At 37.2% G+C, this 12,306-nt stretch carries 14 protein-coding genes; 13 read left to right on the top strand and 1 reads right to left on the bottom strand.

All coding sequences use genetic code 11. The features are described from left to right. Nucleotides 1–36 precede the first annotated feature (36 nt). From rnz to MKY76_RS14340, 11 genes are all read left to right on the top strand, one after another. On the top strand, nucleotides 37–969 hold the full coding sequence (rnz, locus tag MKY76_RS14390) for a ribonuclease Z (protein WP_054549205.1): 933 nt from the start codon (nucleotides 37–39) through the stop codon (nucleotides 967–969). A gap of 323 nt (nucleotides 970–1,292) precedes the next feature. Beyond that, nucleotides 1,293–3,287, top strand: a complete 1,995-nt coding sequence (locus MKY76_RS14385; protein ID WP_269898229.1) for a HAMP domain-containing methyl-accepting chemotaxis protein — start codon at nucleotides 1,293–1,295, stop codon at nucleotides 3,285–3,287. 65 nt (nucleotides 3,288–3,352) lie between these two features. Continuing rightward, nucleotides 3,353–3,583, top strand: coding sequence for a hypothetical protein (locus MKY76_RS14380; protein ID WP_009370265.1), 231 nt, complete (start codon nucleotides 3,353–3,355; stop codon nucleotides 3,581–3,583). Between the two features lie 114 nt (nucleotides 3,584–3,697). Beyond that, nucleotides 3,698–4,279 carry a TetR/AcrR family transcriptional regulator gene (locus MKY76_RS14375; protein ID WP_328016185.1) on the top strand — a complete coding sequence of 194 codons (582 nt, stop codon included), beginning with the start codon at nucleotides 3,698–3,700 and terminating at the stop codon, nucleotides 4,277–4,279. 81 nt (nucleotides 4,280–4,360) lie between these two features. Further along, nucleotides 4,361–5,740 carry a DHA2 family efflux MFS transporter permease subunit gene (locus MKY76_RS14370; protein ID WP_342556779.1) on the top strand — a complete coding sequence of 460 codons (1,380 nt, stop codon included), beginning with the start codon at nucleotides 4,361–4,363 and terminating at the stop codon, nucleotides 5,738–5,740. 88 nt (nucleotides 5,741–5,828) lie between these two features. Beyond that, a complete protein-coding gene (cdaS, locus tag MKY76_RS14365) occupies nucleotides 5,829–6,449 on the top strand; it encodes a sporulation-specific diadenylate cyclase CdaS (protein WP_054549207.1) in 621 nt (206 codons plus the stop codon). 100 nt (nucleotides 6,450–6,549) lie between these two features. After that, nucleotides 6,550–6,993: a MarR family transcriptional regulator gene (locus MKY76_RS14360; protein WP_048392361.1), complete on the top strand. Its 444-nt coding sequence runs from the start codon at nucleotides 6,550–6,552 to the stop codon at nucleotides 6,991–6,993. Between the two features lie 58 nt (nucleotides 6,994–7,051). After that, the gene (locus tag MKY76_RS14355) at nucleotides 7,052–7,993 is read left to right on the top strand and encodes a ring-cleaving dioxygenase (RefSeq protein ID WP_066036259.1); all 942 of its coding nucleotides are present in this window, start codon (nucleotides 7,052–7,054) and stop codon (nucleotides 7,991–7,993) included. A 16-nt stretch (nucleotides 7,994–8,009) separates the two neighbouring features. Further along, complete coding sequence (locus MKY76_RS14350; RefSeq protein WP_131521583.1) at nucleotides 8,010–9,065, top strand: LLM class flavin-dependent oxidoreductase; 1,056 nt, start codon at nucleotides 8,010–8,012, stop codon at nucleotides 9,063–9,065. 13 nt (nucleotides 9,066–9,078) lie between these two features. Then, nucleotides 9,079–9,645, top strand: a complete 567-nt coding sequence (locus MKY76_RS14345; RefSeq protein ID WP_269898231.1) for an NADPH-dependent FMN reductase — start codon at nucleotides 9,079–9,081, stop codon at nucleotides 9,643–9,645. Nucleotides 9,646–10,000: 355 nt separating this feature from the next. Beyond that, nucleotides 10,001–10,675, top strand: a complete 675-nt coding sequence (locus MKY76_RS14340; protein ID WP_112118366.1) for a serine/threonine protein kinase — start codon at nucleotides 10,001–10,003, stop codon at nucleotides 10,673–10,675. An 86-nt stretch (nucleotides 10,676–10,761) separates the two neighbouring features. On the opposite strand, the gene MKY76_RS14335 is transcribed toward MKY76_RS14340, so the two are convergent. Continuing rightward, entirely contained in the window at nucleotides 10,762–11,205 is a 444-nt protein-coding gene (locus tag MKY76_RS14335; RefSeq protein WP_004231350.1) for a hypothetical protein, read from the bottom strand. Nucleotides 11,206–11,429: 224 nt separating this feature from the next. On the opposite strand from MKY76_RS14335, the gene MKY76_RS14330 reads away from it, so the two are divergent. Both MKY76_RS14330 and MKY76_RS14325 read left to right on the top strand, forming a co-directional pair. Then, nucleotides 11,430–11,645 carry a DUF3955 domain-containing protein gene (locus MKY76_RS14330; protein ID WP_054549210.1) on the top strand — a complete coding sequence of 72 codons (216 nt, stop codon included), beginning with the start codon at nucleotides 11,430–11,432 and terminating at the stop codon, nucleotides 11,643–11,645. Between the two features lie 379 nt (nucleotides 11,646–12,024). Continuing rightward, complete coding sequence (locus tag MKY76_RS14325) at nucleotides 12,025–12,303, top strand: DUF1450 domain-containing protein (RefSeq protein WP_004231354.1); 279 nt, start codon at nucleotides 12,025–12,027, stop codon at nucleotides 12,301–12,303. Nucleotides 12,304–12,306: the final 3 nt, after the last annotated feature.

The raw sequence follows: 12,306 nt of genomic DNA, 5'->3' as shown, positions 1-12,306 counted from the left end.
ATAAAATGATATAAATAAGAAGTGAGGTGGCTTATGTTGCAGCTACATTTTCTAGGGACAGGCGCAGGCATGCCTTCAAAAGAACGAAATACAAGTGCTCTGATGGTAAAGCTATTAGACGAAGTGAGTGAAATGTGGCTATTTGACTGTGGGGAGGCGACACAGCATCAAATCCTTCATACGTCGTTAAAGCCACGGAAAGTGACGAAAATATTTATTACACATTTACATGGGGATCATATTTTTGGACTTCCAGGCTTTTTAAGCTCGCGTTCCTTTCAAGGTGGGGATGAGCCGCTAACGATCTTCGGACCATCTGGCTTACAACAGTGGATTGAACAAACATTGGCCCTATCAAAAACCCATTTAACATATCCTTTACGCTTTGTAGAAGTACAAGAAGGCATTATTTTTGAGGATGCTCATTTTACAATTCATGCTAAGGAATTACGCCATGTTGTACCTTGCTATGGGTATCGTATCGAACAAAAGGATTTACCAGGCGAATTATTAATCGACAAAGCACAGGCACTTGGTGTTCCAAAGGGACCTTTACTAGGCCAATTAAAAAATGGCCACGATATTGTACTTGAAAATGGTGATGTGGTACTTGCGAAAGACGTGGTGGCACCAGCCAAAAAGGGCTTTACATTGTCAGTCTTAGGCGACACGAAATATTGTGAAGAAGCAATCCAATTATCAATGGGCGCTGATATCATTGTCCATGAAGCAACTTTTGATGGTACAACAACAGATTTAGCAGCAAGCTACGGTCATGCAACAAATGTGGAGGCAGCAAAAGTCGCACAGCAAGCTGGAGCACACTATTTATTATTAAATCATTTAAGCGCACGTTTTCTTCCATATGACTTACCTCAATTTTTAGCTGAAGCACAGGGGATTTTTCCGAATACATTCCTAACAGCTGATCAAGCCGTATATACATGGCAACATAATAAATTATTTTGATATAGTTAATAAGTAAGAAACATCTATTAGAGGAGATTCTTCTAATAGATGTTTTTAGTTTATAGTCCTAAAGGTGTGTAGATAATTTTGTTTAAATATTACTGTTTAATCATGAGAATGATCCTTTTTTGCATGCCTCTACTAGTACAAAATAGTTAGATTTATCCTCCTTGCTTATCTATTTCGGAATTTTTACAAATTAATGACAATTTAAACTTCTTCAAAAATTATTATTTTATATTTAATAAATTGTTAATGAAATATATGGAAGTAATATTGTATGATGAAGTGGAAATAATCGTAATTTTTAGGGGGATCTCATCATGAGAAAGTCAATGAAATGGAAAATGCTTCTGGAGATTATGGGCATTGTGGTGTTCATTATAGCGGCATTTTCTATTTATGTTTATCAAGCTACATATAAAAGTGAAAAAAGCAATGGAGAAGCAATCGCCAACTCCATTGTCATGGGGTTGGAAGGAGCGATTCAATCTAGAGAAAAAGCAGAAGAAATTATGGAAAAAGAAATGATTGCCGAATCTGTAATGGCTTCTTACATCATTGACAAAGGTGCTACATATGAGGATTTAAGGGCCATTGCTGAGCGTGGTGGCATCGATGAGATTTGGAGTACAGATAATAAAGGGAATACAACGGTGACATCAGTAGCTCCAACTGTTGATTTTAACTTTGGCGCTGATCCAAACGGACAAGCTGCCGAATATATGCAACTTTTAGATGGAAGAGCGAAAGAAATTGTCCAAAAAGCACAAATTCGCGATGTCGATGATCAATTTTTCAAATTTGTCGGGGTAGGTAGCTGGAATCCAGCAACTCCACAAATTGTACAGGTGGCTCGCCATGGACAGCAGCTACTAGATTTAGAAGCAAGTATCGGCAGTGAATCTTATATCGATCAACTGAACAACTATTTATCCTCAACCGTATTATTCGCCGCTATTGTAGATGAAAAAGGCCAAGCCATTGCCGCTACAGCAAAACAAAATTTAGCGGATATTGGTTTTGAGCCAGCCCAATTTTCAGCACAAAAGTCGACTGAATTTTCAGGGCGCTACGATGGCACACGTGTCACGCAATATGTAAAGCCATTATCAAACGGTACATACTTAGCTATTATTGTATCCAATGCTATCCTCTCACAAATTTTGGTAGGCACAATTGTAGCTTCATTGATCGTTGTCTGTGTGATTTTCTTCACTACGGGCCTGTCTATTTCAAAACAAGTATCGCGTATTTTAAGTGTGCGCAATTCCTTAGAGGAAATTAGTAAAGGAGAAGCAGATTTAACCAAGCGTATTCCAATCCATGCAAAGGATGAGATTGGCCAATTAGTGACATCATTTAATGGGATGATGGATAATTTCCAACAAATTATGTGTGAGATAAAGCAAGGGGCCAATCAAATAAAAGAGGCTACCTATACAATACAAGAAAATGCTCATGAAACACTTGAATCAGCCGCAATTATCCAAGGAGAATCTAGTCAGGTAGCTCAGGCCTCCTTTGCACAACAGAATAATACGGCAGACAGTGCGCATTCAATGGAGGAATTGGCGCGCAGCATTCAATATATTTCGGAATCCATAGCAGAAATTTCTAGTATTTCACGTAATACCGAGGAAAACGCAGATAATGGATTACAAATTATGCAGTCCTTACAAAAGCAATTAGTGACTGTTCATGAGAAAACGAATTTTGCGGTGATTGGAACACAGGAGCTTGAAAAACTATCTACAATGATCGGGGAATTTACCAATGTGATTACGGGAATTTCTGATCAAACGAATTTACTGGCATTAAATGCATCTATTGAAGCGGCTCGTGCTGGTGAAGCGGGGAAAGGCTTTGCCGTTGTAGCTGAAGAAGTTCGGAAATTAGCTGAAGATTCTAAGAGTGCGGCGGATAGAATCACTCAGGTGGTGATGAATGTCCAAAAGGAAACAGCCAATATTGTGGCAACCATCCAAGCAACAGCAGATGTCTTACATACAGGACGTGCTATCGTACAAGAAGCACAGCAATCGTTTGAAGGAATTCATAATGATGTACAGGTCTTAGCAACACAAGTGGATTTAGTATCAAGCTCCACTGAGGAAATTGCTGCTAGTACAGAGGAAGTAACAGCTACCATGGAAGATGTTTCGCTCTTGGCTAAGCAGACATCGCAAAGTGTTGATGCCGTTGCTCAAAAGGCTAAACATCAAGCGGAAAATATGGAGAGCATGACCGCATTTATCGACCAATTAAATACAACAGCGGAAAACCTCCAACTATCAGCAGGCAAATATAAAGTATAAAAGGAAAAATATAGTACGATAAATCACTAGATTCCCGTATAATTGAAAAAAGGGGTGTGGTTTAAATGAATCAACAAAAGATGCCGCCAGCATTATTACGATTAATCGTCATTTTTCCCAATGTGCTGAGCTATTTACTATTATTCGGTCTAATTATTTTTGTCATGACAAATTATGAAACATTAAAAGCAACAAATAATTTAACTGTGTGGATTATTTTTATTGTTGTATTAGCACCCGCTGCTGCCTACACGACTTTCAGCATCGTAAAGAAAATCCGAGCAGGGCATATGTAACTCACAAGTGTTGTTATTAGAGCATGTTCTAATAACAACACATTTTTTTTGACAAATTGGGTTCAATCCTCTATATTTTTGTTAGTCATAACTAACATTTAGAGGGCGTGTAAAATGAAAAAAGATACAAAGGATAAAATTCTTGCCGCTGCAACAAGCTTAATGACTGAAAGGGGCTACTCCAATGTCTCTGTGAAAGACATTGCTTTAACTGCTGGAGTGAGTGAAATGACTGTTTTCCGTCATTTTGAAACAAAAATGGGGATTCTACAAGCTGTGCTAGATAGACATTCTTATATTCCATACTTTGAACAGTTATTTGCTCGAGATTTATCAGGAAATCTAGTGAATGACTTACAGCAAATTGCTAACGCTTATCTAGCTTTTATGGAAAAAAATAAAGCGATATTTCTCATTACTATACAAGATAGAAGTATACTACCAGGAGTAATGGAGCTTATTTCGGATAGCCAAACCAAACAATTATTAAAATTATTGGAAGGTTATTTTCAAGTCCAAATCCAACAGAGAAAGATGAAGGATATTGATACAAATGGGCAGGCCACTGTTTTTTTAACGAGCCTTTTCGGTTTCTTTGTATCCAATGCATTTTGGGATGATCATTTTTTAAAAAACCAAAAGGAAAGTTTTGTTGATCATTTAGTAGCTACTTTTGTGGGTGGAGTCTGTATTTAATGCTCTACCCACAAAGCTTTCATATATTTTTTAAATAAAATGTTAGTTATAACTAACTAACAAATTAAAGGGGATTCAAACATGAAGGAAAAAAGAAATGTGATAGTAGCAATTTTACTATCTGCAGCATTTGTGTCTATTCTCAACCAGACTTTATTACTCATAGCTATGCCGCCCATTATGGAAGATTTTAAGATTCATGCTAACTTAGCACAATGGCTCACGACGGTTTATTTATTGACGAATGGAATTCTCATCCCCATTACAGCATTTCTAATCGGTCGTTTTTCAAATCGATTGCTGCTAATCGTTGCACTCACGTTATTTAGTATCGGTACATTTTTAGGTGCCTTTGCACCAACTTTTACAATTTTGCTTCTCGCAAGAATTATTCAAGCAGCTGGAGCAGGGGTGATTATGCCGTTAATGCAAACGATTTTATTAACGATGTATCCAAAAGAAAAACGGGGTTCGATTATGGGGCTAGCGGGTCTTGTAACAGGCTTTGCGCCAGCAGTTGGCCCAACTTTATCTGGCTGGATTTTAGAACACCTTACATGGCGACATTTATTTTTTACTGTCCTACCTGTTTCGGTCATTGTGTTAACAGTAGCGACGATTTTTATGAAAAATGTAACGACTACAAAAGAGGGAAAGCTAGATACTCTTTCAATCGTGTTCTCTTCATTAGGGTGGGGAGGTTTGTTATATGGTTTTAGTATTGCAGGAACAGCAGGCTTCCAGTCAATGCAGGTTGTTGTCACATTAGGGATGGGTGGGACGATGTTGGCTTTATTTATTAGGCGACAGCTACGATTACCCAAACCCATGCTAGAATTTCGTGTCTTTCAATCTACTATGTTCTCTATCACAACCTTCTTATCAAGTTTAGTCTATGCCATTATGATTGGTACACAAATACTATTAACCTTTTATATTCAAAACGTGCGTCAACTTTCTGCACTTGAAACAGGATTAGTTTTATTAATTGGTGCTCTAGTGATGGGCTTTATGTCTCCAGTGATAGGGAAGATTTTCGATAAAGTTGGAGGAAAGGGCTTAGCACTAGTAGGATTCACATGTATTTTTATTGGAACAAGTCTGCTTATAATGATATCAATGAATACGAACCTTTTGCTACTGGCAGGGGTGTTTACGATGATTTCCTTTGGGATTTCAATGATTATGATGCCCCTAACAACGGCTGGCATGAATGCGTTACCTACACATTTAATGGCCCATGCAACAGCAATGACTAGCACATTGCGTATGGTTGGGGGTGCATTAGTGACGGCATTACTTGTAACCATCATGAGTACTGTGACTACTTTACAACATGAGTTGGGAGAAGCTGATGCGATGCTAAATGGTATTCGAACTGCTTTTATTGCCACAACGATTTTAAGTAGCATTGGACTACTATTGTCTCTATATGTAAGGAAAGGGCCAAGTACTCATTAACCTCAATTTCTAATACGCATAAAAATAGCCTAAATAGAGAAACTAAGGGGAGAAGAGGCTTCACGATTTTAGAAAAGAGGTGCTTTTTGTGGATCCAACAAATTGTGATTTTTCACCAATGAAAGAAACTTTAAAAGATGAGCTTCTCGAAGTGATCATGTCCTTACAGCAGAGTGTGCAGGAAATGGATACAGATGCAAATTGTCTCCTCGGTAATTTTGAGAAAATTAAAGAGAAGTTTATGACAATTGAAATGAAAGCTGCGACGTTCTATTTAAATTGTTATCTTTCCCCGTTTACTGAAAAGTATCCAGAGCTATCACATAGTGTGCAAAATATGTCTTTGAGAAGGCATGGTGGTTTAATTGTTATTCAAAGACAGGATGCTTTAGAGAATTTAATTCAGCCTGGTATTCATATTGGTGCAGATTTAACCCATTCTTTATTAGAATCTATTTTCTTCCCTGGTAATCCCCTTCACGATGGAGCGGTACTTGTCCATCAAAATCAAATTGAGTCAGCTGCCAATGTACTGCCATTGTCCGAGCGGTATACAGGGGAAAAGAAATTAGGAACAAGACATCGTGCAGCGCTGGGATTGAGTGAGCAAAGTGATGCACTTGTAATGGTTGTATCAGAAGAAACGGGTAGAATTTCTTTTGCTCTTAAGGGCAATTTATATCCTGTTACAACACCTGGCATCATATAGGGGGTCTCCCTATGTTTAAAAAATATCTTGAATTCAAGATATTTTTCTTGCGGAAGTATCACTTGCGTGGTAAAGTGATAACTGAAGGGAGGGTGAAGTCATGAGAAATCATACACTAGGCACCTTAACGTGGATTCGGATGATGCGCTTTACAACGCAAAGTAATCAGTTATCGAATGAATTTTTAAAACGTTTCGACTTAACGACAGCACAATTTGATGTGTTAATCCAGATTAAAACATATGCCCCGATTACACAGTCTCAATTAGCAGAAAAAGTAACTGTAACACAAGGTGGCATGTCTCGCATGCTTGCCCGACTAGAAAAAGAGGGACTAATCGAGCGTAAACAAAATTGGAAGACGAAAACCATCTCATTGACATCAAAAGGGGAGCAAATGATTGATGCAGCAACACCTAGTCAACTTCACTTCCAGTCTTCGTTTTTTGAAGAAGTATTATCAGCTGAAGAAATTAAATCTTTATATATTGCGATGACAAAGCTTGAAAAACATAGCCGAGAAAAAAAATTGCCGCCCGTGTAATTTTTTTTGTAAAATCACTTGCTTAGTCAAGTGAAAATGATGAGGAGGAACAATTAGGATGAACAAATTAAGCGGACACCATCATATATCAATGCTAACGAAAAATGGTAAACAGAATAATCATTTCTACACAACTATTTTAGGGTTACGACGTGTGAAAAAAACGGTGAATCAAGACTCACCTTCCATGTATCACTTATTTTATGGAGACTTAACAGGAGCAGCAGGTACAGAATTAACATTTTTTGAAATGCCTGTTGCAGGACGTACAGTGCGAGGGACGAATGCTATTACACGTATTGGCTTACTTGTACCTAGCTTCGAAAGCCTACTATATTGGAAAGAACGCTTTCAGCAGCTAGAGGTAGAACATAGCGAAATCACTACTTATGCAGGCAAAGAGGCTTTATTTTTTGAAGATCATGAAGGTTTACGGATGGTATTGTTAAACCACCAAGGACAAGAAACGCCTGCTCAATGGCAACCATGGGATGGAAATGATATACCGCAGGAACATCGTATTTTAGGCATGGGGACTATTGAAATCACTGTGCGATATTTATCAAGAACGGTCAATTTATTACAAGATTTATTTCACTATACAGTTATTGCAGAAAAGGACAAAGAAACGGTCCTACAATCGATAGAAGGGGAAGTGCTTGGCGAGATTGTTGTCAAAGAATTAGAAGGACCAAGCGAGAAACCTGGTAAAGGCAGTATTCACCATCTTGCGTTACGTGTTGCAACCGTTGAAGAATTACAGCAATGGGATACCAAAATTAAGGAGCTTGGATTGGATAGTACTGGTGTGGTTGATCGTTATTATTTCCAAAGTCTATATTTTAGAGATCGTAACGGTATTTTATTTGAAATGGCGACAGATGGGCCAGGGTTTACGGTAGATTCAGCAGTCGAAGAACTTGGCAAAGAGTTAGACCTCCCGCCATTTTTAGAAGAGAGACGTTCAGAAATTGAAGCTATTTTAGAACCGCTAGAATAAGGAGAGATAACACATGATGGAAAAATATCGTATTGATCAAGCACAAGGACTCGAATTCGGACTGTACTCTTTAGGTGATCATATCCCTAATCCACTAACAGGCGAGCGTATTTCTGCTCAACAACGACTAAAAGAGCTAGTCGAGGCAAGTCAATTAGCAGAGCAAGCTGGAATTGATGTATTTGGCATAGGTGAAAGTCATCAGTCTTATTTTACAACACAGGCACATACGGTCGTGTTAGGTGCTATCGCACAAGCAACTTCGACTATTAAATTGTCTAGCTCCGCAACCGTATTAAGTGTTTCAGACCCTGTACGAGTATATGAGGATTTTGCCACAATTGATTTATTATCAAATGGTCGTGCAGAAATAGTAGCGGGACGTGGTTCACGTGTAGGTGCCTATCACTTACTAGGTGTTGATTTACAAGATTATGAAGAAATCTTTGAGGAAAAATTAGAGCTTCTTATGAAAATCAATGACGAGGAGCTTGTGACTTGGGAAGGGCAATTTAGAGCACCTCTCCACCATGCACAAATTTTACCGCAGCCAAAAAACGGCTCGTTGCCAATATGGCGTGCGGTGGGTGGACCACCTGCCAGCGCCATTAAAGCAGGATATATGGGCATTCCGATGATGCTTACAACATTAGGTGGACCTGCTATCAACTTTAAACCATCAGTGGATGCCTATCGCGAAGCGGCAGAGCGCAAAGGCTTTGACCCAAATGAATTACCTATTGCCACAACAAGCTTGTTTTATGTAGCAGACACAACAAAAGAGGCATTACAGGGCATGTATCCACATTTAAACGGTGGTTTCCAAGCTATTCGTGGTGGGGGCTATCCAAAGCAACAATTTGCACAAGCGCCTGATACACGTGATGCTTTAATGGTGGGCAGTAAAGAGCAAATTATTGAAAAACTACTTTATCAATACGAACTATATGGCATGCAACGCTTTATGGCACAAATCGATTTTGGTGGCGTACCATTCGAAAAATTGATGAAAAATATTGAAATCATTGGTAATGATATAATTCCAGCGATAAAAAAACACACAGCAAAATAAGGAGTGGCTCATTATGAAAATTGTCGCACTTGCGGGTTCTATTGTCGGCTCAAAGACAAGAACAGCTACACAAAAGTTAGTCGAGATGTTACAAGAAAAATACCCACAGCATGAAGTAACATTACTAGATCTTGCTGACTATCAGCTAGTTTTTAGTGATGGACGTAATTACTTTGAATATGAAGGCGATACAAAATATGTGACGGAAACCATTATGGCTGCTGATGCAATCGTTATTGGGACGCCAACATTCCAAGCATCTATACCAGCTACATTAAAAAACATCTTTGACCTTTTACCTGTCAATGCCTTCCGCGATAAAGTCGTCAGTGTTATTGTTACAGCAGGTACATCCAAGCATTATTTAATGGTGGAACAGCAACTAAAGCCGATCCTTGCTTATATGAAAGCGCACATCGTACCGACCTATGTATTTATAGAAGAAAAGGATTTTTTACGTAAAGAAATTGTCAATGATGATGTCCTTTTTCGTTTAGAACGGTTAGCGGAGGATACCGTGATGGTTACAGAGGCTTTTGCAGAAATTCGAGCCAAAAAAGATGCTGAATATGATTTTTAAAGATTAATAGAAGAAACGCTGTGAAGTAGTCTGACACAGCGTTTCTTTTTGTGTCAAGGCTAGCTATAAGTTCGTGACAATCATGATAAAAATAATACCCAAATCACTTTGAGTTTTTAATAAAGGTGGTTAAGGGTAAATAGAGGATAGAACTGGTTCTTCTGTAGCTAACAAAGCCGTATACTTTCATATGGAGAAATGGATATAGAAACTTCTAGTAGTTCCCAACGTTTTAAAATTAAAGAGTACGTGTAGGAAACTTGAGATTTGAATATTGTTAGGGGCGATATAGAATCCCTACTAAAGTAATTAGATAGTGTAGTATACTTCAATGCAAATGATGGGAGAGATGGAAATGGAAAACGATTGGGATAAAGCTATAGGTTCTCTTTCTAAAATAAACGTTTATTCAAATCCAAATAACGAGCCGGTTACCATAAGTGGTGAAGCTGATGATTTGAAATGTATAGGTGTTGGGACAGATGCGGCTGTTTTTCAAGCTCTTTCCGCCCCAGCGTATGCATTTAAACTATATGCCAAAGACAAAGTGCACAAAGTAAAAGTTGAAGCAAATGTGTATCAATTACTTGGAGATTCACCTTTCTTTTCAACATGCTTTGCTTCACATGACGAATACCTTGTTTTAAGTTACGAAGAAGGAAAAACGCTTTTTGATTGCATTCTACAAGGTATTCATATTCCAAAACAGGTTATAAATGAAGTGGAGGATGCAAGAGAATATGTTCGGAAGAAGGGCCTTAACCCTCGTGATATTCATTTGAAAAATATTTTGCTACAGAATGGAAGGGCAAAAATAATTGATGTCTCTGAGTACACACTACAGGGTAATGATCATCGATGGGAGCATTTAAAAAAAGGATATGAGCAATACTATCATTTAATTGATGGAAATTCTGTGCCGTTTTGGTTAGTAGAAACAATACGAAAGTGGTATAACCAGCGTGGAAAGAATACTTCATACGAAGAGTTTACAAAAAATATTTTAAAGTTTCTATTAAAAAATAATTGAACTTACGGGAGCTACCTTTTACGAGATGCTTTAATAGAAATAAAGAAAACAGACAACAAGATTTCATTGACTGTTTTAAAAACTACTTATTCGCTTATAATAGTGGGTTTATCGAATGAGACAATATCAATAATATGGTCTAAACAAACAATCTGATAATGGAATAGCTCCTTGTAGGAATAGATATCGAGAGCTATAGTTCCTTTACTTATAAAATCTAAATAAGTTGATTTTGTAAAAAGACGTACTGAGTTACCCAAGAAATCATCTTCTTGATTGACAAAATGAAATGATTCGTCAAAAACAGTATAGGCTACATATGAATCGAATTCTATATGTATGACCGGTAATGTCTTATCAATTTCAATAGGATAGACATCATTTATAGTATATTCCTCAAAACTTATATCCTCGCTTTCGGCGCTGACGGAAGCTCTAGAAATAGAAACTCTCAAAGAGTTTGTCCCTGGCTCTACTATATTATCTAAAAACAAATAACCTTTCCATTGCATTAAATCTTCATAGTTCATACAAATCACCCTTCCATATTATCACTCGAGATTATGGTCATTTTATAGTTAGAATTTCAAAATGTCAATTTTGAGATTGGTTGAATTAGAATAAAAATTTATTGTTTATCAATAAAAAATGATTGACTTAGAATATATTTTGGATTTATGATTGTTACAGCGAGTTGTAGAAAGCTGCAGTGTAGGAATTAAACATAAAAATATTTAGGAGAGAAGAAAAAGTTATGAAAAAATATATTTTTGCATTAATGCCAATCATATTAGGCGTACTTAGTTTTTTAATCTTTATGGTGAAAGGGAGTAATGTAGCACCTGATGGTACATTAGAAGAACCATTCTTTCTTATTCCAATAGGATTTTTATTGTTAGTTATTGGATTTATATGTGTAGTAGGGGTGGCGTTAAATTCGGTTATTAAAAAGACACAATACGTTAAATAATAGATAAAACAACCAGGTCATACATAAGAGACTTGGTTATTTTTAATATTTACTTAATAAAAGCACTACATTTGTGTGGGAGTTTTGTTTACACGATGTATGGAGTAGACTGATGATTTGATTGAACAACATAAATAGCTATTTTAGTTGACTGCAAAATTGTACTTGAAGGTTTTGCATGATAAGTTTGTAACTACCTTTTTTCAAGGCAGTCATCTTCGTTTAATGGTTGTACATTAATTTCATAAGAAAAACTTATGTTGATTGAGCTGAAAGATTAATAGTATTTTATGATAATCATTTTGCTTAACGCTACAGTTTGCATGAAGTTTATGGAATTGTGGTATGATTATTTTTAGAGAGTAGGGGGTCAATAAACATGGTATTTTCTCTTTTTAAAAAAAAGAAGGAACCACAGCAGCTAAAAAATAGAGTGGAGTTTTGTATCACTAATTTAGCACTTGGTGCGGCAGATGCGTATGATGTATTAGTAGAACGAGAAGATATTGAGATAGAGGAATCTGGTTGTACATCCCATTGTGAAATCTGTGAGCAAGGTATTTTTGCGATAGTAAATGGGGAAGTTGTGACAGCAGATGACGCGGAGACATTGGTACAGGCTATTGATGAAGAATTAAAACAAAATCCACTTTTCTAATGA

It is taken from the genome of Lysinibacillus sp. FSL P4-0201, from assembly GCF_038593425.1.
GTDB classification, from domain to species: Bacteria; Bacillota; Bacilli; order Bacillales_A; family Planococcaceae; genus Lysinibacillus; species Lysinibacillus capsici.
This window is presented reverse-complemented; position numbering and strand designations above follow the sequence as displayed.